Consider the following 23,985-nt stretch of genomic DNA (forward strand, 5'->3'; position numbering starts at 1 on the left):
GCAAGTTTTAGATTATTTTTTATACAATGGCACTTTTAGTTTACTTTGCAAGGATACGCAATGAGTAATTCCATAGCCCTAGCTTTGAAGTATCGCCCGACCTGTTTTAGCGATTTAGTAGGGCAAAGTGCCATATCACAAACTCTCTCTTTAGCACTAGATTCTAAACATCTCTCCCATGCCTACCTTTTCAGCGGATTGCGCGGGAGTGGGAAGACAAGCTCGGCTAGAATATTTGCTCGTGCCTTACAGTGTGAGAGAGGACCAACAAGCACGCCTTGTGATACTTGCGCGAGTTGTGTGGCGGCATTGCAAAATAAGCATATGGATATTATCGAAATGGACGCGGCGAGTTCGCGAGGGATAGATGATATTAAGCGCGTGATTGAGCAGACAAAATACAGCCCGAGCTTTGCGCGATACAAGATTTTTATTATCGATGAGGTGCATATGCTAAGTAAAGAGGCTTTTAATGCCCTGCTTAAGACGCTTGAGGAGCCGCCGGAGTTTGTGAAGTTTATCCTCGCTACCACCGACCCATTGAAGCTTCCAGCGACTATTTTAAGCCGCACACAGCATTTTAGATTCAAGCAAATCTCCCATAGGCTTGTCGTGGAACATATTAGCAATATTCTTAATAAAGAGGGTGTGAGTTATGAGGCACAAGCCCTTGATATTATCGCGCGGAGCGGTGCAGGGAGTTTGCGCGATACACTTACTTTGCTCGATCAAGCAATTATTTTTTGTAAAAATCATATTGAGGTTGGGGCTGTAAGTGATATGCTCGGTGTGGTTGATCCACAGGTATTGAGTGATTATTTTCGTAGTATCGTGCATAAGGATTCACAAAAGACGCAAGGGATTTTGGAGCTACTTTTTGAATATGAATGCGAGATGATACTCGATGAAATGATGCTTTTTTTGAAAGATAGATTGTTGCAAAAAGATAGCGATTTTCCGCCATTATTGCTTGATAGATTCGCACGGATTTTGAGTGAATCTAAAAGTGTGCTAAATCTCAATACTGATGGCAATTTCGTGCTTCTCCTCTGCACTCTCAAAATGCAAGAAGCCACAAAGGTAAAGGATATAGAATCGATGATAGAAGAGCTTGAAAACGAGCTTTTCACACCTCAAAATTCACTTAGCATACAGAATCTGCAAGACGCGATACCCGCACAGAATCTTACAAATCCAATGCAGCAACAAAAACAAGATTCACAAAATGCGCAAACCTTACAGAATCCCCAAAGCGTACAAGCTCCAAATGCTTCGCTCAATGCTAAAATACAATTTAGCACTCTCATCACAAAAATTAAAGATAGAAATGCCCAGCTAGGCATTATCTTTGAACGTAATGTGTCTTTTGTAGATTTTTTGCCACAGAGTCATACATTGCGGTGGCAGAGCGTGGCGCAAGGTGCAGATAGGGATATGCTTAAAGAATATAGCAAAGTCATTCGTACTTTGGTTTGCTCTGTCTTTGGTGATGAGGTGCATATTGAGCAGATAAGCCCAGCACAAGGCGTACATACGCCACCAAATGCGGCACAGAGCAAGGGAGATTCTATAAAAACGCCTCCATTAGAATCCACCCCTCAAGCGAGTTTAGATACTCATACAGAATTTGACACATCAAGTGTAGAATCCATCGCGCAGGTTTCTAGCCCTAAGGTTTCACAAGATTCTAATGTAGCACAGAATGCTAATGCTACCGCGCACCCTAGCACACCAGAACAGGAATTTTTGGAACAAAATAAAGATTTGCTAAGAGCCATTCACGAGAGTATTGGTATTAAGGAAGTGCGCACAAGCCATACAAGCGCAAATGGTGGCGACAATGGATAGATTCGTATTGCAAGAAAACGAGCTCAATATCCTATGTGAGCTACTCAAAAAAACATTACACATCGGCTCTATCGTGCTTTTGCAGGGTGATATAGGTAGTGGAAAAACAACACTTGTGCGTAGCTTTATAGAATCTTTTGGGACAGATTCTATTGTTGGCTCACCCACCTTTAGTCTTGTGTTGTCTTATGAAAATGCGCAATATGGTAGCATTTACCACTATGATATGTATAGAAAAACCCTGCAAGATATGCTTGAGCTTGGATTGCTTGATATGCTTATGAATGAGGGAGTGCATTTTGTGGAATGGGGGGAGGAAAACTTGCATCAACTTTTAGCGCAAAATGGATTTAGTGTCTCTCGTATTGCTATTACATCAAATGAAAATAACAGAATCTATGAGGTTAGCCTATGAATAAACTTAAAGCAGAGCATTTAAGTAAGCATATTAAAAAGACAAAAATTGTAGAAGATGTGTCGCTTGAAGTCAATAGCGGCGAGGTTGTGGGGCTTTTGGGACCAAATGGTGCGGGGAAGACGACTACATTTTATATGATATGCGGGTTATTGCACCCCAGCGATGGAAATGTGTTTTTAAATCACACAAATATTACAAAACTCCCTTTACACAAGCGTTCAAATCTTGGCATCGGCTACTTGCCTCAAGAATCGAGTATTTTTAAGAATCTTAGTGTGGAAGAGAATCTTATGCTTGCAGCGGAGATTAGTATTAAAAATGTTAAGGATAGGCACATAAGAATTGAAAATATGCTTTCAGAATTTAATATCGAGCCTATCCGCGCGAGAAAAGGCATTAGTCTAAGCGGTGGGGAGCGGAGACGCGTTGAAATTGCTCGAGCTTTGATAAAAGACCCAAAGTTTGTGCTGCTTGATGAGCCTTTTGCAGGAGTAGATCCGCGCGCTGTCAATGATATACAAAATATCATTTTGAAACTCACCGAGCTTGATATTGGTGTACTTATCACAGACCATAATGTGCGCGAAACACTTTCTGTGTGCTCCCGCACTTATGTAATTAAGAGCGGCGCACTTCTTGCTAGTGGCAACGCAGAGGAGATTTATGCAAATGAGCTTGTGAGAAAATACTACTTAGGAGAGCATTTTAAAGTATGAGTGTTGGTGGCAAATTAAAAAGCAATCTCAATGTCAAGGCGAGACTTTCTACAACATTAAAAAGTTGGCTGCCTATTTTACAAAGCGGATTGACCGAGCTTGAAGAGACACTAAATACCATAGCAGAGGAGAATCCATATGCGAATGTGCAAAGCCAAATGCTTAATAATTTTTCGGCTAAAAGCTATAAGAGGTCTAGCCCACAGCTAAACGAGGGTTTTGAATCCCAGCATATTAGTGAGAAAAGCCTCTATGAAGTGCTTGAAGAACAAATAGATTCTAAACTTTTTCCTACGCAAAATTCGAGAGACATTGCATTTAAAATCGTAGAGAATCTTAACGATGAGGGATTCTTAGATGTCGCAGTGGGCGAAATTGCGCTAGAAATGGGTGTAGATGAAGATGAAATTGAGCGCGTGAGGAAGCGATTTGCTTATTTAGAGCCTTATGGCGTGGGTGCAAAGGATATTATAGAATCTTTTCTTTTTCAGCTTGATAATACTGATTTGGATGGGCAGAGTTATGAGCTTGCTACGCGCATTATCCGCGACTTGCATCGCCACAGCAAATATAAAAATCACCCAGCGTATAATGAGGTGATGAAAGCGATTAAGACTTTTAAAAATCCCCCCGCGATTGACTTTAGTGCGCGTGAAAGTGAGGTTATACCTGATATTTTTATTTTCGAGCGCGCAAAAAGCGATAGCCTCAAAAATAGCACTTATGAGCTTGAAGTCTCTGTCAATGATAGCTATTATCCCAAGATTCTCATTCAAGAGCAGCTGAATGTGAAAGATAAGGACAGTATGGAGTTTCTCAAAACCAAGCTGAAAGAGGCAAAGGATTTAGTCGATGCGCTTGATATGCGTAAGGCGACAATTCTAAAAATTGCCATTGCGTTGCGCGAAAATCAATATGACTTTTTTATGGGCGGGGAGATTCGCCCGATGAAGCTAAAAGACATAGCCCAAGACTTAGGCTATGCGCCAAGCACCATTTCACGCGCTATTGCCAATAAATACCTTGAATGCGATAGAGGCATTTTCCCTATTAAAAGCTTCTTTACCGCTGCGATTGATGGCGATACATCTAATGCCTCGATTAAGGATTTTATTTTGAATCTTGTTAAGAATGAAGACAAAAAGAAGCCTTTGAGTGATTTAAGGATTCTAAAAATCGTGGAGGAGAAGTTCGCACTCAAAATGGTGCGCCGCACAATCACAAAATACCGCCAACAGCTTAATATCGCAAGTTCAAACGAGCGTAAAAGGCTTTATGAAATGAGCGTGTAATTACGCAAAGCTTATTTTGTATTTTAACTACCTCACATTTATGAAAGATTCACTTTTGCAACAAGCAGCTTTTATTGTACCTTTGTGGCATAAGCAGATTCTTAATTGGTATCAACAATATGGTAGAAGCACTCTGCCTTGGCGCAATCTTAAGGGCGAAAATGCACCCTATGGCGTGTATGTGAGCGAAATAATGCTGCAACAAACGCAAGTGAAAAGAGTGCTAGAATCCTACTATGCACCTTTTTTGAGAGCTTTCCCTACGCTTGAAGCCCTCGCTCTTGCTAAGAGTGAATCTGTGCTGAAAATGTGGGAGGGGCTTGGCTATTATTCTCGTGCAAGAAATATGCAAAAATGCGCTCAAATTTGCTGTGAAAAGTTTAATGCTGCTTTGCCGCGCACTTATGCGGAGCTTATAAGCCTGCCGGGCATTGGCGCATATACTGCGGGAGCGATTTTGTGCTTTGGCTTTGGGCAGAGTGTGAGCTTTGTTGATGGCAATATTCGGCGCGTGTTATGTAGAATCTTCGCCCTTGAAAGCCCAAAAGAGCCACTTTTAGACGAGCTTGCCGCGCTCCTTTTAGATTCCACAAGGAGCTTTGATTATAATCAAGCCCTGCTTGATGTGGGGGCGATGATTTGCACACCCAAAAATCCTGCTTGTCTGCTCTGCCCAGTGCGCAATGTTTGCAAGGGACAGACAAATCCCACCCTCTACCCAACGCCAAAAAAATCCATTTTAGAGCCGCTTACACTTCATCTTGTCATCTGTGTGGATAAAAAGGGCAAAATCGCCTTTATATATGAGGATAAAAAAGGAAGCAAAAATGCTTTGTATCAAGGTTTATACAATCTCCCAAACCTTGCGCTAGAGGACATTGCAAACGATGAAAAATACTATAAAAAATGCGGAAACTTTAAGCACCACTACACAAAATACGCTATTACCGCAAATGTATATAAACTTGATTCTAAGAATCTTGATACATTAAAGCAGTCTATGCCGCATACAAAGCTTTATTTTTTCTCCTTAGAAGAGCTAGATTCTAAACCGCTTTCATCGCTGTGTAAAAAGGCGTTGCAGTTAGCGGGATTTTCAAGAGAGATTTAAGAATCTAAGGCAAAGGATTCTATCACAGACAAATAAGTGAGAATCTCGCATTAATTCCTTAGTCTATACTTTGGATAATAAACAACAAATACAAAAGCTTAAAGACAATGCAGAATTAGCACAAGCAAGTTATGAGCATTATGATTTGTTGGCAAATAATTGTGGGGATTCTATTATCAAGCTTAAAGATATTCATACTTCCTAGTGCAAGGGGATTAAAAAGCATTAAGAATATAGACAAAGAAGCTTTAAAGCATTTTGGATACAATCATAATTCAAGCTTATCATCGGAGTAGAGAGAATAAAAAAATGCAGTATAAAGGACATAAAATCAAATATATTCTCTTAGGCATATTTGGAATTTTAATAACATTTTTTATGATGAAAGGTTGTTCTTATCCTACAAGTTATCGTGCCTTTATCCCTAAGGCTTTAGATTCTGAATATAAGGAATATGAGAGATTATGCGAAATTTCCCAAAAAGGCATTGTTTATTCTCGCCCTTTACCGCAATATATACAAGATTATTATACTCTGCAAGAAAAAAAGACCTTGAGGCAAGATGTTCGTGTTAAATCGTTTTGGCATAGTGTCACTCAAGATATGGTAACTGATACTTTTGTCGAAGGTAATAGTAGCCAAATAGCATTAGCTGTTGAAAAAATAAATAAAAAAGATAATTTAAGTATCAAAAAAGATTTTATATTACTAAAGCCTTATATTTATCAATTATCATTCACCATACAACTTGGCAATACTTATGCTCTCATATCTTCTCTTGTGGATTCTCAAAATAGAACAATATATGTCTATAAGATAAGTGAAGTATTTTATTATACAAATTGGAGGCAAAACCCATTAACAACTTGGGGTTATCCAAGTAAGTATAATATTTATTGTCAAGCAGGTGAGGAGGAAACTATTTTATCCTATAATAATCCTATACAATATCTACATACACTCAAAACAAAAGGTAATGAGCAAGACATATTGTTTATTGAAAAAATTAAAAAGCACTTTGAGGCAAAAAGATAAAATTGCAAGATTTGCTTGTCCAAGACAAATTAAATAAAGAAATCAACTCATAAAAAAGGATAGAGTATGCAAAAAAATAACCCCAAAAACACAAACATATTGTCAAATGCTCACATAGATTCTAAAAGACGCAAAGCTATTAAAGATTTAAGAGACTTAGGCTTACTTGGTGCAGGTAGCATACTAGGATTGCAAATATATAAAGATTTTAAAAGCCATAGCATAGATTCTCTATCCTCTAGTCTTGATACTTCTTTACAATCTCACACATTAGATTCTACTTCTCTCTTAGAATCTAATGCCCTAGATTCTTTGCATTCTCTCTCTCATTCTAATATCCCTAGTGAAATCCTCTCACTCCCTCTCAAATACTTTAATGTGCCACAAACATACACTATGCTTTTAGAATCTAAACTTCCAAGAAATCAAAGAGAAAATCTACTCTATATCGTGCCATTACTTACAAGTAAAGACTTTAAGCATACAATGCCTAGTCTCTATCATCACTATAATGCAGAAAATAATACACATAGAATCTATAATGAGACAAGCCAATTCTTGCAATATCACTATGACACTTTAGGCTCTTTACTCAAAGACTTGCAATCTCATCATTTTATAGCAAGAGATTATAGAGCATTGAGCCAAGATTCTAATAACCTTTTAGAAAATCTTTTGCAAGAGATGATACAAAATCTCATCATACATAACACAATAAGCCATATATCCCTCAATGATATAAGCAAATACCAAGTGCCAGAGGGGAGTAGTTTGTATCAAGAATTTAAGGAAAGAGAAAGAAAAGGGGAGGCATCAGCCATTGATGCCTATAATGAAGCCTTAGAAATCCTAGCAGATTATAAAGACTACTTTTTTACCAGCACTCCAAAGAAAAATGACCAAGGTAAGATATTAAGCTACAAAGATGATAAAAATAAAGCAAGGAGATTATTAGAATGCCTTAATACCATAGGGCAGAATAATATTAAAGCTTTATATGTGGGGGTGAATGATGAGAATAAATTTGACAAGCTACCAACACCTACTATTATGGGAACAAACAACGATAAAGAAGATAACAACCAATCACAACAAGATAAGAAACGTCCCAAATTCATAGGTCGTCTAGCCACTACTATCATTATAGAAGATGGCTTATGGTTAGGATAGATTTTTAAATAAGATTAAGGAGAAATAATGAGTGAGACATATCAAATCTATGCACCAAATTCAATAATACTTCAGGTCGATAAAGGCACAAATAAGATTCATCTTACGCCATATACTAACATAGAAACAGGCAAATACACAGAGGAATATTCTAAAGCCTTGTTGCAGGCTTGGCAGATAATGGAAGAAGCAAAGAAACAATATAAACCCCTCTACTTTGACCCAAGCCTTAAAACAAATCCAAATCATTTTAAAGAATTTCAAAGCTTTCGTAATCTCTATCTTAAAGACCCTATAAAAAAAGCTATAGCTCCTTGGACTAAAAAAGAAAAAGCCTATTATGAATCTTTACAAACTAAAAGAGAGAGATATCAATACTTAGTAATAAGAAGTGGCTTAAGAAGTGCAGTCATAGATATACCCTTTGATGCTATTGGTGGTGTAGATGAAAAGGGTAGGGTAATAAATCCAGAATATGAAGACATCTTTTATCAAGTAGATAGGAATAAAGATACATTAAAATCTGAATTCTTTGCTACAGAATGGGGCATAGCTGCAGGGATACTAGGGAATCCAGAATATTTTGCTTCAGATTTGACAGGTTTTACCGCACGATATGTGCAATCTACAATACTCTATATACAGCTTAATCCAAAAATAGATTATAGAGGCATATTAAAAATCATAGAAATATATGGAAAGGATTATGTGGGGAGTTTTAGGACTTTTAAATCAGGATTACGTAAAAACCCCTTACGCCAACAACAGCTCATAGCCCTAGCTAAGAGCATAAAGCCTGATAGATTTGGTATGCTCCCATACATAGATGAGATAATGGGAGTAGATTGGGTAATGGATTTGAATATGTTATATGGGTATGCCATAGATGGAGATGGATATAATATAGAAGCATATATTAAGGAGATAGATGAAGGCAAACTCCTAGACCCAAGAGATCCTAAATCCACAAAGCAAACACGATTAGAATTTCGCAAAAGAATAAAATCTATTCCTCATCTTAGAAGATACCATTTAGATTTTCCAAATGACTGGACACAAAAAAAGGTAGATTTATATATAGATTCTATGCTTTTAGAAGCTAAGATTATGGCAGTTACTCCCCCTCAAGGCTATCCCAATGCTCCCACTTACTATATCCCAGAGTATTTAGATGAACTCTATGAAGCAGGTAAGCTAGATAAATTGCTCAATCCCACTATCCCAGCCATATATAGAGAATCTTTCCCACAAGAGTTACGTGATAAAATAGAATGGTATGCTAAAAAGCATCATATTAAATAGAGGTGTAATATACAGCAGGTATATCATAAAAATAATATTATTAGATAGAGCAATAAAACGAAATAGAAAATAAAGATAGTTTATACAAAGAGTAATGATATAAGTAGAAATACAAATACTATAAATATAATACAAAGCATACATACCATAGATAAATCATATCAAAGGACACTTATGCAAAAGAATAACCCCAAATTCACAAATACACTCTCAAATACTCTTTTAAACTACTCTCTCTTAGATTCTACTCTAAATATTAAACTCACATTAACAAACAAAGAATCTAAAGAAAAACAAGATAAAGCTATCATACAAAGAGAACAAAAACAACACAAAGAACAAAGCAAACCTTTAAGCATTGCAATGCTTCACCCTATACTAGAAGATAATGAGATGAAATGCTCTCACGGAGGAGTAGTGCAATTAAAATCCAATCTAGGCAAAAGCATTCAAGATAAGAATATCCCTTTTATATTAGAAACTGATTTACTCTATAGCTCTATTGTAGGTTGTCCTAATCCTCCTATAAGTGGAGGACCTTGCACACAAGTAGCACTCATACTTCCTAGTTCTCGTGGATTAAAAAAGCATAATGAAGATTATCCTATAATGCAAGATTTAGTAAGCTCTGGAGTATTCTCTGATAAAGGAGTTCCACTTATTTGTATTCCTAAACCTAATAGTTATAAAATCAATGCTCCTAGTCCTACTCATACTAAGAATATCACTAAAGAAGCTTTAAAGGCACAAATAGACCCTACTCCTCCTACTCTCAATATTATCACTCCTTTTAAAGACTTAGAAGAATATTATCTTACCCCCTCCACTTATGAAGAAAGAGAATCCAAAGATTCTCTTATATCCTCTCAAGCAAAATTCTATATGCCAAATAATCCCATAGATATAGAGTTAAAACCTCTTACTCAAAAAGAAGAAGACTATCAAGACTTAAAAGACAATTCTATCTTAGAATCTCTTTTAAGAGAACTCCTCATAGATTATCATCTCAACTCTTTTTCTTACAGAATACTCACTCTAAGAATAGCTTATACTCTGTATGAATATATCCTTATTATTCCTAAGAGTATCCCTCACTTTATCCATAAACTCTTAAAAGAACAAAGAAATAAAGAAGAACTCTCTTTAGGTTATGGAAGATTTATAAACCTACAAAGAGATTATGTAAGAAACATACAAAATTCTACAGAGCAACATTACTCCAATACCCTTACTCTTCATATTCAAGGAAGGATTCTTCTTTGTCCTAGTGGAATGGAGAGAGTAAGATTAGAGGTGGGATAGAATTTGGTATAATAAGATATAATTAAAGTATAAGAAGGGAGAGAGTGTGCTATGTATAAAAGAATATTGATATTTTTCACTTTATTGTTTGCTAATATACTTTATGCCTCCAATCCTTGCAATGAAAACATTTCCCAAAAAGATAAAGATAGCTTTAAGGCATTAGAACTCAATCCGCCTTTATTTCAATGCTCTTTTAAACAAGAAAAGGTGATGTGGCAATATAATCAGACTTTGCAAAAAGATTATGACGCAACACTCAAAGAGTTACAAAGCAATTTCCCGACACTATCCCTATCCCAAGCAAAAGGGTTGCGTTATGCCCTTTATATACAAGATTCTTTAAACACGATAAAGAAAAATGAAAATACAAATAAAGATTCTAGAATCTAAGCAGATTCTAGAATCCAAAAATCGCAAGTCGTATTTTAAATTTTTAAATCACACCTTGGTCTATCATTGCTCCAGCAACCTTGCGGAATCCTGCAATATTTGCACCAAGCACGAGGTTGGTAGGATCGCCAAATTCTTTTGCAGTTTCACTTGCATTTGCATAAATGCTTTCCATAATGCTATGTAAGCGTTTATCCACAACTTCAAAAGTCCAAGGATTCATACTTGCATTTTGTGCCATTTCCAAACCACTGACTGCTACACCACCTGCATTTGCAGCCTTACCTGGTCCATAGCAGATTTTCGCATCAAGGAATTGATGCACGGCTTCAATAGTTGAAGGCATATTTGCACCCTCGCTCACGCATTTGCAGCCATTGCTAAGCAAAGTTTTAGCATCATTGCCATTTAGCTCATTTTGTGTAGCACTTGGGAATGCCGCAAAACAAGGGATAGCCCACACAGGATTGCTATCTTTTGGATAATCAGCTACTTTTGTATAAACCGCTTGTGGTCGTGCTTTTGCATATTCAGCAAGTGTTTGACGCTTCACTTCTTTGATTTCTTTAAGGAGAGCTAAATCAATGCCTTCTTTATCATAAATTATACCTTGAGAATCACTTGCAGTAACAGGAATCGCGCCAAGTTGTTGGAGCTTTTCAATCGTATAAATAGCGACATTTCCAGCACCAGAGACGCTGCAGATTTTGCCTTCCAAGCTCTCGCCTCTTGCTTTTAGCATTTCTTGTGCAAAATACACGCAACCATAGCCGGTAGCTTCTGTGCGCACAAGGCTACCACCCCAAGGAATTGCCTTACCTGTAAAGACACCTTCAAAGCAGTTTGTCAATTTGCGATATTGTCCAAAAAGATAGCCGATTTCTCTGCCACCTACGCCAATATCACCTGCTGGGACATCGGTAGTCGCGCCAATGTGGCGATATAGCTCATTCATAAATGCTTGACAAAAGCGCATAATTTCACCCTCGCTCTTGCCCTTAGGATCAAAGTCGCTGCCGCCTTTGCCTCCACCCATTGCGAGTGTAGTAAGAGAATTTTTAAGAATCTGTTCAAAGCCTAAAAATTTGATAATACCCTCATTTACACTTGGGTGGAAACGCAAACCACCTTTATATGGTCCAATCGCAGAGTTAAACTCAATACGATAAGCTCTGTTTGTTTGGATTTTGCCATTATCATCTACCCAACTTACGCGGAAGTGAATCTCTCTATCAGGGATAGTCAAACGCTCTAATATAGCGTAATTTTCGTATCTTTTATCCTTTTGGAGTGCGGGTTCTAGGGATTCAAAAACCTCCTCTACGGCTTGGTGAAAAAGCACTTGTGAAGGATATTGTTCTTTGAGTCTATTGAGGACATTGCGTGCGTATGACATTTGGGTCTCCTTTGAATGTGAATTAGCGTTAAACGCTTGAGTATTTTATGTCATTTATATTTAAAATTTTCTTAATTAAGTTTAAATTAAAGTTAATTTCTACAATCCAAGTCCCAAAATTTCCCATAGTTCATTAACCTGCGTATCATCGAGTAGAATGCTACTCTGTGTGTGTAAAAATTGCATAATATCGCTCATAGCAAATCTATGTCCGCCGATACAAAAGTTATGAGCAAACAAAAAACCACGCGCTAGACTTACCATATCACCTAGTGCCTCCTCACATACGAAGCAAAGCCCGTTTTCCTCATCATGTGCTCTCCCCTCAAAATGCAGTATTTTGGCATACATTTCAAGCACCACGCGTTTAGGATTCTGTAAGTGCAATTTTTGCGCCCCCTCTTCTAAAAGCCTAAAATAAAATTCATCAATTTCATACACATCAATTAAATGTTTATAAAAAAGCTTAATAAAATGTTGCCACACATAATAACGCGCACTATCGGATTCCCATTTAAATCCAAGATGCAAGATGTGCTTGAGCTTGGGTAAAAAGGTCATACTTGGTTCTTCTTCAAAGTCGATTTTGCGCCCGATATTGATAATGCTATGCCTTGTGCCATAGAATCTATACAGGGTCTTTATATACATTGGTGTGAGAATCTTCACAATCATATCTTCGTTGCGTGTTTTTTGCATAGACAAGATATAGCCTTGCATAACCCCTCTTTATAAGCTTTTTCTAGCCCTTTTTGATACAAAAGAGATAATGAGATATAAAATTATACCAATACACAAAAGTACGATAGGCATTACATAAGAATGTGCGTTAATCTCCTCAAGCACAGATATAACGCCGCTACTTGCATAATATCCGCATATTCCTACAACCACTGCCCAAATAGCACAACTCATAGCATTGAATATAAAAAAGGTTTTTATGCTAAAACGCGAGAATCCAATAGCAAGTGGCACGATTGTTTTAATGCCATATAAGTATTTACTAAAGAATATAAGCCATACCCCATATTTTTTAAGCCATACTTGAGAGAGGGCAATTTTGCGCCTGTGATTACTAAGATAAGCCATTAAATCATTTTTTTGGTAGCGTGCCAAATAAGCTAAAAGTGAGCTACCAATGATGTTTCCCACACCTGCAGTGAGTATTGAAATGATAATATCCATTTTGCCTAGTGCGCTCATCACTCCCGCCGTGAGTAGCCCCACATATCCCCCGCCTAGCGAAAAGAGAAACAAAAGCATATAACCCCATTTCTCTAGCGAAACTATAATATCTTGCATTGTATTCCTTTGTTTTTCTACGCCCTTTGGGTGCTTTACTCCACACGCACTTTGTAGTTTGTGAGGATTCTAAAAGATTCTAAAAAACTATAAGGCATTTGCTGTATCTCCTTGATATGCAATTTATGATGTATGCACTTCACACAGAGTCTTATCATAGAGGTTGTAGATTCTATTACACGCATAGGCTATGTCTTTATCGTGTGTGGCGAGTATGAGTGCGGCTTTGTGTTCGCGGATATAAGAGAATAGAATCTCCATTACCTGTGTAGCTGTTTGCTTATCAAGATTCCCGGTTGGTTCATCGGCAAAAATAATCTTTGGCTTCTTTGTCAAAACCCGCGCAATTGATAGCCTTTGCTGTTGTCCGCCGCTAAGCTCACCAATTTGCTGATGAATTACCTTATCGATACCAAAAGATTCTAAAAGCGCGTTGTCTATACTTTTATTTGAGAGAATCGAAGCGACTTTGAGATTCTCTACACCGCTAAATCCTCGAAAAAGATAATGCGCTTGAAACACGATACCTATGTGTAGCCTACGCAACAAGAGCTGCTCCTTAGGGCTTAGTGCGTAAATATCATCTTTATCCAAAAGCCCCACTCGCCCAACTTTTGGCTTTAAGAGTGTGGAGAGATTATTTAATATCGTGGATTTACCGCTACCGCTCACGCCCAAAATTGCTATACTTTCCCCCTCGCCAACTTGCAGATTAATATCTGTATAAAGCGTGGTTTCAAAGCTATGAGAGAGATTATAGGCGCGAAGCAAATGGCTCATTAATAATCCTTATATTAAAAGTGGGTGCTATTATGCCACAGCTTATAAAATATATTAAATCTCATTGAATCTTGGTAAGATTTACTCGTAACAATAGGGCGCATATTTTAAAATAGAATACGCTAGAATACACAAAAATATGGAGAATGAGGGTTATGCACATATTAAAAGAGCTTATTTTGGAGCAGGATATCGCACAAAGGGTTGCGGATATGGCGCAAGATATTTCGCGTGATTTTAGAGGAATGGAGCTTGTTATTGTCTCCGTATTAAAAGGGAGCTTTGTATTTACCGCGGATTTGGTGCGTTGTATCGATATGCCTTTAGAAATCTGTTTATTGGTGCTTCGAGTTATGGTGCAGGGACTACTTCAAGCGGGAAACTTGATATTTACCACGATATAGACATATCTCTTAAAGGCAAGTCGGCACTGCTCGTGGAGGACATTATCGATAGTGGCTTGACAATCGCCACTCTTAAGGCGCTTGTGTATGATAAGGGCGCAAGAGATGTGAAAATATGCACGATGTTTAATAAGCCAAGTCGGCGAAAAGTGCAGGTAGAGATAGAATATAAAGGCTTTGATGTGCCAGATACCTTTGTCGTGGGTTATGGACTAGACTTTGACAATAAATATAGAAATTTAAAAAATCTATGTGAGATTGTAGGTGTGAGTGAAGATTAAAGCGAGATTGTATTTGATATTTGTTCTATTAGGCAGATTTATGCTTCAAGCAATTTAATCCAAAATGTCCTAGATCTCAAACTTATTCCAATTTTCTTAACTCATAATATAGCTTATCCGCAATGAGTTTGTATCCATTTGGTAGTAAATGCACATCGGGCTTTGCTAGATTTGCCCTCTCCCATTGTGCCTTTCCACCGCTTTGGTTTATAAAATCCTCCATACTAAAAAGCAAGGTGTGTTTTTGTATAGCGAGTTTGCTAATCGCCGCACTCACTGCTTTAGCATTTTTAGTCGTTCTATATACCGCCTTTTTGCGCTTCGTGGCGTTTGATACTTTCTTTACCACAGGCGGTGGTGCGAGGAGTAGAATCTGTGCCTGTGGGTTTGCTTCCCTGATGCTATCAATCAAATTGCCATAGTTTTTCATAAATGTATTTTCATCAAAATTATCATACAGCGCGTCATTTGAGCCATAGCATAGCACATACAAATCTGCCGGAAGTATCCGCATTTGCTGCATCAAAAGTTCTTTGTCCCATTTGAGCCACAAATCCGAGCGCGCACCATTTATGCCAAGATTCTCAACAATATTATCCTGCCCCTCATCGTGTATGATAGCAAATCCACCCAAAAGCACATTTTCATTAAGTGCGTGTAAGGTTACAGGATATTGCAAGTTGAGGCTAATCATCTGCCACGCATTAGGATTCTTAGCATTAATGACAAACTTTTGATTCGCGCTATCTTCAATCATCAGTGCTTTTTTCTTATTTGGAGCTGCAAAAATAATTTTGCTTAGACTCGCATTTGCATTGTTTTTTGGCGTTAGTTTTATGGATGCCGGAAGTGTAGTGGGTTTTGCCATAATGCCACCTAGCGGATATTCGCTAGATTCATTTAGATGTGAGTTGAGAATCTCGAAGTTTTCACTTTCATATTGTAGCCCAATATGCTGATGATACTTAGGATAGAGTGGATAGACAAAGCCAAAGCTATATTGCAAAAACAATAGCCCACGCAGTCTGTGCGACATAAAATCCCCCGCAATATGTGAATCTCCTAAGATTCTTATTGTAAGATCCTGTTTTGTTTTAAGCTTTGATTTGAATGTCGGCGAGAGATTTTCGCCATAGTTTTTAATCCCGCTTGTTGAAGATAAGAGTTTCTTGCTTTCGTTTGGAATGGTAGTTTGTTTAGGGTTGCCAAGTGCGATACCGATTGCTTTGAGCGGATAGTCCGCACCATTGGCAAAAACGACTCCGGCGAGTAATATGACAAAGAGTGTTGAAGTTTTCATTGTGCCTCTTTTATAGAATCTTGTGGTGTTTGTGCCACCTGTGTAGTTTGTATATCATTTATTGCAGCCTCTGTGGTGCGTTCAAAACTAAGTGCAGATTCTGTAGATTCTGAATCTTGTAAGGTTTCTTGGGGTGAGACTACAAGGGTATTGAGAAAGATATTTGCCATTATTTGATAGCCCCGTGATGTAAAATGCACCCCGTCATCAATACGCACCTGTATGCTCTTGCCATTTTTGTTTTTAATAAACGCCGAATACGCGCCGCCTTGCGTAACAATACCATTGCTTTGCAAGAAAAACTCCCCACTAGCACGCACTTCGCGCTCATAGAGGCTATTGAGATAGAGAATCTTATCATTAAGCGACTTTTCGCGCACAGAGGGCACTTCATACCATACTACGCGCGCACCATTAGATTGTGCGATAGTAATGATGTCATTAATGCGTTGGGTGTAAATTTCCTCCCATTTTTGAGATTTAAAGGCAATGTTTTTCTTCATACTCCACGGGTCGTTTGCGCCTAGTATCACGACAACAATAGCGATATTGTCATAAGTGGCGAAAGCTTGAGTAATAGCCTCTGCCCAATTAAAATAATGTGGATAGGTTAAGCCTGTGCTGTGTTTGCTCAAATTTATACCCTTGAGATTGAGTTTCTTAAAGGTTTTTAGCATATATGGCGCAATGCCCTGCATCATAGAATCCCCCACGAGTAAGACTTTATCGTTTTCATCGATTTCTATACGAGGATTATGCACTTTTTTAATCGGTGTGTAGCTCTCTGTGAAGTTTGGCTCTGCAGGTGGCGTTGATGAGCTAGCAGATTCTATATTTTCATCTCCTGCTTTTTCCTCTGCATTCTTTATATCCTGCGTGGGAAGTGGTTCATTTGGCAGAATCTGTGCTTCTTGTGGGCTACTTGTGCGCTCTTGCTGTGCTTGGCTTTGAATCTCTGCTGGTATCTCCGCGCTTGAAATGTGAGATTCTATAACCTCTTGCGTTGGTTTAGAATCTGTGTGCTTCTGGGGCTTTTCTGTGCTAGATTCAATCTTTGTCTCACTCACTAATGAAACATCTAGGAGTGCTAGGACATCATTCGCCACATTGTTAAAGGCTTGCTCCAAATGCGCCATAGCACTATCTGCGTATGTGAAAATGGCATAATCTTGCAACATCGTGGCTTGATATATCGTGCCTAAAAACTGCGTGAATGGATTGCTCGATTCTGTAAAATTATGATATTGCTGCTCGACATAAGTGGTGATTTGACTATGCAAAATCACTATGAGTTGCACGAGTGTGGCAAAGATAATAAATGCAAATTTCGCCTGTTTCATCAAAAACTCGCATAAATAAAATGTGGTATGCCAGCAGGCATTATGACTATAAGCAAGGCGATGATTATAGTGAGGATAAAAGGCTTGATGAGGTAGGGGATAAAACTTAGGCATTTTTGCGTGAATGTAAGAGAGCCACGCATAAGTGGATAGCATAAAAAACATACCAAAAATGTGCCAAGCAGCCACCAAGTATAAAGTGGCGCAGATGTGGCAAAGCCTTGATAAAACGCTATAAAAAAGCCTCGCACCTCATCAAGAGAATGATAATAAAAGAAAATCCAACAAAAACTTACATAAATAAAAGTGATAAATGCTCCAACAAATGGAAAATCTTGCAAGTCAATTTCTAAGATTTTTAGCATATTGAGCCAAATAACACCCACTCCGTGCAAAAGCCCCCAAATCAAAAAGCTTAGGGTGTTGCCGTGCCACAAGCCAGAAAGCCCGAATGCGATAAGCACGAAAACCTGTGTATAAAATACCCCCCTTTTGTTCCCACCTAGCGGGATATAGATATAATCGCGTATAAAGGTGGAGAGGCTAATATGCCACCTGTTCCAAAAATCTTTGAGGTTTTTTGCCATATAGGGCATATTGAAATTTGGCGGTAATGTGAATCCTAGCATAAGCCCAAAGGCGCACACGAGATTCACATATCCGCTAAAATCGCAATAGAGCTGCACACTATAAGCAAAAGCTGCACATAAAAGCTCTAACGCGTGGTAGTCAAAGGGTGCGTTGAGAATGGGTGCGGAGTAGATGCCTAAATAATTTGCAATCAGCACCTTTTTGACAAGTCCAAAAAGCAGGAGTGCTAGAATCAAGTCAATGTTACCAAAAACGCGCTGCGAGTGGTATTGTGTAAAAAAATCTTTGCTCCTCATAATAGGACCGGCAACAAAGGTAGCAAAAAATGACAAATAAGTGGCGAGGGTAAAAAAGCCCTCCAGTGCAGGATTTTCCTCTTGATAGTATTTATCCTGTGCGAGTTTTTTCGCCTCCTCATACACCGCGCGTAAATAAGTAATAGAAGCAAATGTGTAAAAGCTAATCCCCATAGGAAAAATAATATCAATATCAAAAAAATCAAGCCCAAGAAGTGTTAGTAGGGCGTCAAAGTCATCTTTGATATAGGCATAATATTTGAAAAAACACAAAAACAAGAGTGCTAAAAACACGCAGGATAAAAATGCAAATTTTGTGCGCATCGTGTCGATAAAGAATGCCAAAACATACACAAAACAGGTATAAATAAATACGATAAGTGCGAAATATGGGCTAAAAAGATAGATAATGAGGTAGTTAAAGCACAAAAGTGCAAAATTACGCATAGTGAGTGATTTTATCGACCAATACACAATAAAAAATAAAAGCAATATCACACTAAATTCAAAGCAAAAAAAGCTCAAATTTGAATCCTTAAGTAAAAATGCTAATAGCTTTATGTAAAAAGCGCGTTTTTGCGCGTGAGCTTCACATTATAGCGCAAATTTAGAATCTAGATACTAAATTTGTAAATTCTTTTTATTAAGGAAGAGGGGCGGGCGGTATATTCTAAGTAGTGAAAAATAAAGATTCTAAAAATTATAGAAAAAGTATCGTATAAGATTATATTTTTACAAATCTTAAGAAACTTGCAAACTTAAAAATTTGTTTTTAAAAGCATTTTGAATCTCCTAGATTCTGCTTTGTCTTTTTAAAATCCTTTTATAAAACCCGCACGAATCAAGCTTTAAGAAAATCTAGCGCATAATTATGCTTTTATTTTTGAGCTTAAGGATATATGTGAGCGCATTTTTACACCAAGCGGTTCTTGCCACACGAGAGATTATTAATGTTTTGCAACAAAACGAGCATTCGCTCTATGCCCTCCATAATGTCGGTGCAGGGGGCGATGTAAGTATTGGTGCGGATTTATTGAGTGAGCGTATTTATGCGGAGCATTTGCTCCCACTAGCGAGTATAGATTCCGAAGAAAGTGGGTTTTTGCAGGGTAATGGGAGCGATACAATCGTGCTTGACCCGCTTGATGGGAGTGATAATTTTCTCTCTCATATTCCCTATTATGGTTCATCTCTCGCGCTCTATGATGCCTCCGGTGAAGTTAAAGAAGCGGTGATTTTTAATTTTTGCACCAAAGAGGCTTTTGCGCGTATTCGCACAGATGAAAACACCATAGCGATACATTTCCACATAGAATCTTATTTAGATGAGATACAAGCAAAATTGCATAAAAATCTCTCATTTATAGAATCTAGGGGCAGTGTAATCGCCAACGCACACGATATAAAGGCATTTCGTTTGTTACAAAGCACTTCTGTAAGCAAATGTGGGTTATTTGAAAAAGCTTACTGCAATCCAAAAATCGCAGAATCTTTATATGAAAAGCGCTTGAAGTTCCGCTCTCTAGGTGCGAGTGCTCTCTCTATGGCAAAAGCGTATGAAGTGAATTTTATGCTTTTTGTTGGTAAAATACGTGATTTTGATAGTAAGGCGGGGCTATTTTTGTGTGAGCCACTGCATTGTATTAGTACGGATAAATTTACGCTTATAAGCAAAGATAAGCATATTTTTGATACAATCTCGCACATTTTTATGGAGCATAAAGGATAGAAAATGGGTTTAGGCGATTTATTTAAAGGCAAAAAAGAGGAAACAAAAGAAGAAAGTGCGGCACACAAGGCTGACGCTCGTCCTAATCATTGGCTAAAATGTCCTAGCTGCAATGCTTTGATGTATTACAAAGAAGTTTTTTCACAATCACATATTTGCCCAAAATGTAGTTATCACTTTAGAATCACCGCCAAAGAGCGCATTGAAATGTTGTGTGATAATGGTAGCTTTGTCGAGTATGATAAGGATTTACGCCCTATTGACCCACTGGAGTTTGTCGATAAAAAAAGCTACAAAAAACGTATTCAAGAGGGTGAGGAAAAAGCAGGTAGGGCGAGTTCTGCTATTGCGGGCGAGGCTCTCATTGGTGGCGTAGGAATGCAGTTTGTGCTTTTTGATTTTGCATTCATGGCAGGTTCTTTGGGCTCGGTGGAGGGCGAAAAAATCGTACGTGCCATTGATAGAGCTGTGGCAAAAAAACAAACTCTTGTGATTTTCTCTACAAGCGGTGGCGCGAGAATGCAAGAATCTACTTTTTCGCTTATGCAAATGGCAAAGACTTCGTGCGCGTTGAATAAACTCACTGATGCGGGATTGCCATTTATTTCTGTGTTACTCGACCCTACTTTTGGCGGGGTGAGTGCGTCTTTTGCGTTTTTGGGAGATATTATCATTGCCGAGCCGGGTGCGATTATTGGTTTTGCTGGTCCGCGCGTCATTAAGCAAACCATAGGTGCAGACTTACCCGAAGGATTCCAAACTGCAGAATTTTTGCTCGAACACGGGCTCATTGATATGGTCGTTCATCGCAAAGATTTGAAACAAACATTGAGTGATATTAGCAAAATGCTTAACCCAAACTATGCAAATCAACATATATTCTATAACTAAAAAAGATATTTTGTATCAAAAGTTGCAAGAGGAGCTATGTATGCAGTGTAAGCAATTTGGCGCACAAATTACACATTTTGATTTGTTTCCTAAAGTCGTCAAAAATGCGCAAAAGATTTCATCGAGCAAAGCCCAGCAGTCCTATACACAGGTTTTTTTGCCATATCTTAATAGTGCGGGGCTCAATATCGCGCTCACTCCACAGGGCAAAAGCTATGATTCAGTGCAGTTTGCACATTGTTTGCAATCTTATAAACTCGTGCAGTTTTTTATCGGTGGTTCGTATGGACTTGAGCAAAGTTTTATCGCACTCACACAGGCAATTAGCCTAAGTGCTATGACCTTTAGCCATAAAATCGCTAAAATCGTGCTATGTGAGCAAATCTACCGCGCGTTAAGTATTCTATCATCTCACCCGTATCACAAATAGGGAATATTATGATTGATTATACTTTTTTTGAAAAATTGCTTAGCGAGCGATTGAATAAGCTGTGTGAGAGTATCGAGCATAAAAATACACATATAGCGCAGATTCAAAATACACATCATAAAGATAATGGCGATATTGTGGGTGCAGGTTTGCAAGGAAACTTAGAAATGGGTATGATTGATTTGTATCAGCAGGAGATAAATGATATTCGCAACTCGCTACAAAAGATCAAAGATGGCGTGTTTGGGATATGTGAAATGTGCGATGATGATATTGATGTGGAACGACTTAAGGCAAAACCTCACGCGAAATATTGTATCAACTGCCGCGAACTTTTTGAAAAAACACAAAAAAAGGAGAGATAATGAAACTCAAGTATTATGTAGTGTTTGCTGCCATTTTTATGCTTATTGTGGGCGTGTATGTGTATGATTTAGAATCTGCAAGTTATACTTACCATTTGCCCTTTAGTCAAATGTCTATCACATTGCCTGTGGCATTGTGGGTAGTGCTGATTGTGGCATTATTTTTCGTGGCGACTTTGGTTGTTTTTGCCTCCGCGTGGGCGAAAGATTTGCTTGAGAATTATCATCGCAAAAATGACTATAACAAGTTGCTTTCACAAATTAATGAACAAGCATTAAACCAAGATATTAAAAATCGCGTGTTTAAGCGTAAGGCTTTTGGGGATTTATCCAAAATATTACAAAGATTCTATCTCAAGCCACGATTAGATTCTGTGGAAAGCTTCAATCGCAAAATCGATACGCTTTTTGAAAATTACAAGGATGTGATGAGTGGCAAGGTTGTGGATTTGAAGAGTTATCACCTTAGCCGAGATAATAAGTTTAATATGCAGAATATCAAAAACAAGATTCAAGCAAACTATGAAAAAGGCTTTAAGATTCTAGAGGAAAATTATCCCGATGAGCTAAAACGTTTTGCCGCGACAGAGATTATTAAAAATGCCAAACTTAAGGAAATTGAAAGTATTGCTCCACTGCTTAATGGCGATAATGTCGATAAACCAATCGCACAAGAGATTTTTAAGCTCTATCTCAAAAACACCAAAGATATTAAGCCTGCAAATATATATGCTTTGATGAAAAAGACAAATACGAGTGCTATGGACTATGTGCGGTATGCGATTAGCTCAAAGGGTGAGCTTGCTCCTGATGAGTGGATACGATTTTTCGAGGGTTGTGCGGATAATGATGAAAATGCCGAAATGGCATTTTTCTATGTATTATTCGAGCTCGAAATGATAGACAAGGCGAAAGAGCGTCATCGTTCGCATAGCAAGGGCGAATACAAGATTATTGATGCATATTTGGATTTGCGCTCACTCGGCAAACATTATCCATTTGATATTTTTCTTTTGCAACCGCAGGTGTAGATTCTATAATGAACAGATTCTGAATCTTGTCGTTTTGGGCTGTATGATAAAGTCTTTTGAAAAGTGGCGCACGCGGCAAATATCCTTAGTGGAACTTTCTTTGCTTACAATCAATAGAAGACAGGGGTGAGCAAAGGATATTATGGGCAATGGATATTACACTAACGCAGAATTTCATTCAAATAACGGTTGATGAGGACAGCGATTTCCTCCGCAAAGCCCTCGCCTATGCAGAAAAATATTTCTCAAAGAGCTATCGATTATCACGTACAATTTTAATCCTCGATGATGGGGAGAGATTTAAAAAAGATTATCTTGTGAATTGGGCATATCACGCTTTTGGGCAAGATGAAAAACACCAAAAAATCCACAATCTCGTGGATAATTTAGATAATCCACAGCCCCAGGAATCTAATGATGATGAGGTAGATACCCTAGAAAAGCCTATAGAAGAACCTTTACAGGATTTAAAATATCTGCTTGATTTTACCTATCTGCCAATACGTATTAAAATAGTCAATAAAAATGCAATGATTGAGCGCGTGAAAATCGGGTTAAGGCTGCTGAATACAAAGCGCGTAATGCTGAAAATGGATAAGGTAAACAATGTCGCAAGACGTTATATCGCGCATATATTTGAGGATTATTATGTGGGCTGCGATAGAGATGAGATATATTTAGATAGCACGAAGCCTTACTTTTGGGAGAGCATTATGAATCTTATTAGCTTTAAGGTAATTCATAATGTGATTTTGGATTTTGATTATGATAGCTTTGCTAACCGCGGGGGCTTAGGCAGCTTTGAATCTTCTTTTCTTACCGATGAAGAACGTGTGCTGCGTGGCTGTTATATGACTTTGGAGTGCCATTACCAAGATGATTTTGAAAAAGTAAAGAAAAATTACCTCAAACTTGCAAAAGAATATCACCCAGATAATGTATTTGGGCAAGATGATGAGATTGTGGAGAGCTACAGCGATAGATTTCGCAAGATTCAAGAAGCATATGAGAAAATCAAACGTTACCTACGCGCCTCATAAATATTAGAATCCAAATTTACTCCATCATAAAATGATAGCAAATCTGCAGAGTATTTTTAAGCCCAGTCTCTAAACATTTCATTTAAAACTCATTTTTAACGAAGTAGATTTTGAGTTGTGTGAATTCTAAATATTAAGGATAAAAGCATTTGTGGAGTAGTTTTATAATATAACAAGTTTATATAAAAACAAAGTCAAAGTGAAGTAAGGTAAGGAAAAAAA

The 23,985-nt window shown here is 37.9% G+C and carries 26 protein-coding genes; 19 read left to right on the forward strand and 7 right to left on the reverse strand.

Going from position 1 to position 23,985, the window contains the following annotated elements; genetic code table 11:
• Positions 1-60: 60 nt before the first annotated feature.
• The 11 genes from LS67_RS06230 to LS67_RS06275 all read left to right on the forward strand — a co-directional run bounded on the left by LS67_RS06230 (position 61) and on the right by LS67_RS06275 (position 10,587).
• The gene (locus LS67_RS06230) at positions 61-1,848 is read left to right on the forward strand and encodes a DNA polymerase III subunit gamma/tau (protein ID WP_052099819.1); all 1,788 of its coding nucleotides are present in this window, start codon (positions 61-63) and stop codon (positions 1,846-1,848) included.
• Positions 1,841-2,263, forward strand: coding sequence for a tRNA (adenosine(37)-N6)-threonylcarbamoyltransferase complex ATPase subunit type 1 TsaE (tsaE, locus tag LS67_RS06235; RefSeq protein ID WP_034325873.1), 423 nt, complete (start codon positions 1,841-1,843; stop codon positions 2,261-2,263). Before LS67_RS06230 ends, tsaE begins: the two co-directional genes overlap by 8 nt.
• Complete coding sequence (gene lptB / locus LS67_RS06240) at positions 2,260-2,982, forward strand: LPS export ABC transporter ATP-binding protein (RefSeq protein WP_034325874.1); 723 nt, start codon at positions 2,260-2,262, stop codon at positions 2,980-2,982. The genes tsaE and lptB overlap by 4 nt, the downstream gene beginning before the upstream one ends.
• Positions 2,979-4,274 (forward strand): RNA polymerase factor sigma-54, encoded by a 1,296-nt coding sequence (locus LS67_RS06245; RefSeq protein ID WP_034325875.1) that lies wholly within the window; start codon positions 2,979-2,981, stop codon positions 4,272-4,274. The genes lptB and LS67_RS06245 overlap by 4 nt, the downstream gene beginning before the upstream one ends.
• Before the next feature lie 40 nt (positions 4,275-4,314).
• Positions 4,315-5,385 carry an A/G-specific adenine glycosylase gene (mutY, locus tag LS67_RS06250; RefSeq protein WP_034325900.1) on the forward strand — a complete coding sequence of 357 codons (1,071 nt, stop codon included), beginning with the start codon at positions 4,315-4,317 and terminating at the stop codon, positions 5,383-5,385.
• Between the two features lie 70 nt (positions 5,386-5,455).
• Positions 5,456-5,590 carry a hypothetical protein gene (locus LS67_RS10130; protein ID WP_268902965.1) on the forward strand — a complete coding sequence of 45 codons (135 nt, stop codon included), beginning with the start codon at positions 5,456-5,458 and terminating at the stop codon, positions 5,588-5,590.
• 104 nt (positions 5,591-5,694) lie between these two features.
• The gene (locus LS67_RS09800; RefSeq protein WP_034325876.1) at positions 5,695-6,420 is read left to right on the forward strand and encodes a hypothetical protein; all 726 of its coding nucleotides are present in this window, start codon (positions 5,695-5,697) and stop codon (positions 6,418-6,420) included.
• Positions 6,421-6,486: 66 nt separating this feature from the next.
• Positions 6,487-7,590 (forward strand): hypothetical protein, encoded by a 1,104-nt coding sequence (locus LS67_RS06260; protein ID WP_034325877.1) that lies wholly within the window; start codon positions 6,487-6,489, stop codon positions 7,588-7,590.
• Positions 7,591-7,617: 27 nt separating this feature from the next.
• Complete coding sequence (locus tag LS67_RS06265) at positions 7,618-8,892, forward strand: hypothetical protein (protein WP_034325878.1); 1,275 nt, start codon at positions 7,618-7,620, stop codon at positions 8,890-8,892.
• 174 nt (positions 8,893-9,066) lie between these two features.
• Entirely contained in the window at positions 9,067-10,194 is a 1,128-nt protein-coding gene (locus tag LS67_RS09985; RefSeq protein ID WP_236096364.1) for a hypothetical protein, read from the forward strand.
• A gap of 51 nt (positions 10,195-10,245) precedes the next feature.
• On the forward strand, positions 10,246-10,587 hold the full coding sequence (locus LS67_RS06275) for a hypothetical protein (RefSeq protein WP_034325879.1): 342 nt from the start codon (positions 10,246-10,248) through the stop codon (positions 10,585-10,587).
• Positions 10,588-10,630: 43 nt separating this feature from the next.
• Here LS67_RS06275 and gdhA read toward each other — a convergent pair whose 3' ends face one another.
• The 4 genes from gdhA to LS67_RS06295 form a co-directional block, all read right to left on the reverse strand.
• Entirely contained in the window at positions 10,631-11,983 is a 1,353-nt protein-coding gene (gdhA, locus tag LS67_RS06280) for an NADP-specific glutamate dehydrogenase (protein WP_034325880.1), read from the reverse strand.
• Positions 11,984-12,082: 99 nt separating this feature from the next.
• On the reverse strand, positions 12,083-12,703 hold the full coding sequence (recO, locus tag LS67_RS06285; protein WP_034325881.1) for a recombination protein RecO: 621 nt from the start codon (positions 12,701-12,703) through the stop codon (positions 12,083-12,085).
• Between the two features lie 9 nt (positions 12,704-12,712).
• Positions 12,713-13,285 carry a DedA family protein gene (locus LS67_RS06290; RefSeq protein WP_034325882.1) on the reverse strand — a complete coding sequence of 191 codons (573 nt, stop codon included), beginning with the start codon at positions 13,283-13,285 and terminating at the stop codon, positions 12,713-12,715.
• Positions 13,286-13,408: 123 nt separating this feature from the next.
• Entirely contained in the window at positions 13,409-14,056 is a 648-nt protein-coding gene (locus LS67_RS06295) for an ABC transporter ATP-binding protein (RefSeq protein ID WP_034325904.1), read from the reverse strand.
• 164 nt (positions 14,057-14,220) lie between these two features.
• Between LS67_RS06295 and LS67_RS09805 the strand changes: the two genes are divergently transcribed.
• Positions 14,221-14,469 carry a phosphoribosyltransferase family protein gene (locus LS67_RS09805; protein ID WP_201274025.1) on the forward strand — a complete coding sequence of 83 codons (249 nt, stop codon included), beginning with the start codon at positions 14,221-14,223 and terminating at the stop codon, positions 14,467-14,469.
• On the forward strand, positions 14,373-14,750 hold the full coding sequence (locus tag LS67_RS06300) for a phosphoribosyltransferase (protein ID WP_197631362.1): 378 nt from the start codon (positions 14,373-14,375) through the stop codon (positions 14,748-14,750). Before LS67_RS09805 ends, LS67_RS06300 begins: the two co-directional genes overlap by 97 nt.
• 82 nt (positions 14,751-14,832) lie before the next feature.
• Here the strand turns inward: LS67_RS06300 and LS67_RS06305 are convergent, their stop codons facing one another.
• Genes LS67_RS06305 through LS67_RS06315 form a run of 3 tightly spaced genes read right to left on the reverse strand, consistent with a single transcriptional unit; the run spans position 14,833 to position 18,802 of the window.
• Positions 14,833-16,050 (reverse strand): GDSL-type esterase/lipase family protein, encoded by a 1,218-nt coding sequence (locus LS67_RS06305; protein ID WP_034325883.1) that lies wholly within the window; start codon positions 16,048-16,050, stop codon positions 14,833-14,835.
• Positions 16,047-17,390, reverse strand: coding sequence for an SGNH/GDSL hydrolase family protein (locus LS67_RS06310; protein WP_081953900.1), 1,344 nt, complete (start codon positions 17,388-17,390; stop codon positions 16,047-16,049). Before LS67_RS06310 ends, LS67_RS06305 begins: the two co-directional genes overlap by 4 nt.
• Positions 17,390-18,802 (reverse strand): MBOAT family O-acyltransferase, encoded by a 1,413-nt coding sequence (locus tag LS67_RS06315; RefSeq protein WP_034325884.1) that lies wholly within the window; start codon positions 18,800-18,802, stop codon positions 17,390-17,392. The genes LS67_RS06310 and LS67_RS06315 overlap by 1 nt, the downstream gene beginning before the upstream one ends.
• Positions 18,803-19,178: 376 nt before the next feature.
• Between LS67_RS06315 and LS67_RS06320 the strand changes: the two genes are divergently transcribed.
• From LS67_RS06320 to LS67_RS06345, 6 genes are all read left to right on the forward strand, one after another.
• Entirely contained in the window at positions 19,179-20,006 is an 828-nt protein-coding gene (locus tag LS67_RS06320) for an inositol monophosphatase family protein (RefSeq protein ID WP_034325885.1), read from the forward strand.
• A 3-nt stretch (positions 20,007-20,009) separates the two neighbouring features.
• Positions 20,010-20,897 (forward strand): acetyl-CoA carboxylase, carboxyltransferase subunit beta, encoded by an 888-nt coding sequence (accD, locus tag LS67_RS06325; RefSeq protein ID WP_034325886.1) that lies wholly within the window; start codon positions 20,010-20,012, stop codon positions 20,895-20,897.
• Complete coding sequence (locus LS67_RS06330) at positions 20,869-21,327, forward strand: 23S rRNA (pseudouridine(1915)-N(3))-methyltransferase RlmH (protein ID WP_034325887.1); 459 nt, start codon at positions 20,869-20,871, stop codon at positions 21,325-21,327. Before accD ends, LS67_RS06330 begins: the two co-directional genes overlap by 29 nt.
• An 8-nt stretch (positions 21,328-21,335) precedes the next feature.
• Complete coding sequence (gene dksA / locus LS67_RS06335) at positions 21,336-21,692, forward strand: RNA polymerase-binding protein DksA (protein WP_034325888.1); 357 nt, start codon at positions 21,336-21,338, stop codon at positions 21,690-21,692.
• The gene (locus tag LS67_RS06340) at positions 21,692-22,723 is read left to right on the forward strand and encodes a hypothetical protein (RefSeq protein ID WP_034325889.1); all 1,032 of its coding nucleotides are present in this window, start codon (positions 21,692-21,694) and stop codon (positions 22,721-22,723) included. The genes dksA and LS67_RS06340 overlap by 1 nt, the downstream gene beginning before the upstream one ends.
• Positions 22,724-22,872: 149 nt before the next feature.
• Positions 22,873-23,763 (forward strand): J domain-containing protein, encoded by an 891-nt coding sequence (locus LS67_RS06345; protein ID WP_034325890.1) that lies wholly within the window; start codon positions 22,873-22,875, stop codon positions 23,761-23,763.
• The last annotated feature ends 222 nt before the right edge of the window (positions 23,764-23,985 follow it).

Origin of the sequence: Helicobacter sp. MIT 03-1616, assembly GCF_000765685.2 — a bacterium.
Lineage (GTDB): Bacteria > Campylobacterota > Campylobacteria > Campylobacterales > Helicobacteraceae > Helicobacter_C > Helicobacter_C typhlonius.

Excerpts from the sequence above, each read along its gene's own strand:
- LS67_RS06230 (WP_052099819.1), top strand. The coding sequence starts at position 61 with ATGAGTAATTCCATAGCCCTAGCTTTGAAGTATCGCCCGACCTGTTTT.
- tsaE (WP_034325873.1), top strand. The coding sequence starts at position 1,841 with ATGGATAGATTCGTATTGCAAGAAAACGAGCTCAATATCCTATGTGAG.
- lptB (WP_034325874.1), top strand. The coding sequence starts at position 2,260 with ATGAATAAACTTAAAGCAGAGCATTTAAGTAAGCATATTAAAAAGACA.
- LS67_RS06245 (WP_034325875.1), top strand. The coding sequence starts at position 2,979 with ATGAGTGTTGGTGGCAAATTAAAAAGCAATCTCAATGTCAAGGCGAGA.
- mutY (WP_034325900.1), top strand. The coding sequence starts at position 4,315 with ATGAAAGATTCACTTTTGCAACAAGCAGCTTTTATTGTACCTTTGTGG.
- LS67_RS09800 (WP_034325876.1), top strand. The coding sequence starts at position 5,695 with ATGCAGTATAAAGGACATAAAATCAAATATATTCTCTTAGGCATATTT.
- LS67_RS06260 (WP_034325877.1), top strand. The coding sequence starts at position 6,487 with ATGCAAAAAAATAACCCCAAAAACACAAACATATTGTCAAATGCTCAC.
- LS67_RS06265 (WP_034325878.1), top strand. The coding sequence starts at position 7,618 with ATGAGTGAGACATATCAAATCTATGCACCAAATTCAATAATACTTCAG.
- LS67_RS09985 (WP_236096364.1), top strand. The coding sequence starts at position 9,067 with ATGCAAAAGAATAACCCCAAATTCACAAATACACTCTCAAATACTCTT.
- LS67_RS06275 (WP_034325879.1), top strand. The coding sequence starts at position 10,246 with ATGTATAAAAGAATATTGATATTTTTCACTTTATTGTTTGCTAATATA.
- gdhA (WP_034325880.1), bottom strand. The coding sequence starts at position 11,983 with ATGTCATACGCACGCAATGTCCTCAATAGACTCAAAGAACAATATCCT.
- recO (WP_034325881.1), bottom strand. The coding sequence starts at position 12,703 with ATGCAAGGCTATATCTTGTCTATGCAAAAAACACGCAACGAAGATATG.
- LS67_RS06290 (WP_034325882.1), bottom strand. The coding sequence starts at position 13,285 with ATGCAAGATATTATAGTTTCGCTAGAGAAATGGGGTTATATGCTTTTG.
- LS67_RS09805 (WP_201274025.1), top strand. The coding sequence starts at position 14,221 with ATGCACATATTAAAAGAGCTTATTTTGGAGCAGGATATCGCACAAAGG.
- LS67_RS06305 (WP_034325883.1), bottom strand. The coding sequence starts at position 16,050 with ATGAAAACTTCAACACTCTTTGTCATATTACTCGCCGGAGTCGTTTTT.
- LS67_RS06310 (WP_081953900.1), bottom strand. The coding sequence starts at position 17,390 with ATGAAACAGGCGAAATTTGCATTTATTATCTTTGCCACACTCGTGCAA.
- accD (WP_034325886.1), top strand. The coding sequence starts at position 20,010 with ATGGGTTTAGGCGATTTATTTAAAGGCAAAAAAGAGGAAACAAAAGAA.
- LS67_RS06330 (WP_034325887.1), top strand. The coding sequence starts at position 20,869 with ATGCAAATCAACATATATTCTATAACTAAAAAAGATATTTTGTATCAA.
- dksA (WP_034325888.1), top strand. The coding sequence starts at position 21,336 with ATGATTGATTATACTTTTTTTGAAAAATTGCTTAGCGAGCGATTGAAT.
- LS67_RS06340 (WP_034325889.1), top strand. The coding sequence starts at position 21,692 with ATGAAACTCAAGTATTATGTAGTGTTTGCTGCCATTTTTATGCTTATT.
- LS67_RS06345 (WP_034325890.1), top strand. The coding sequence starts at position 22,873 with ATGGATATTACACTAACGCAGAATTTCATTCAAATAACGGTTGATGAG.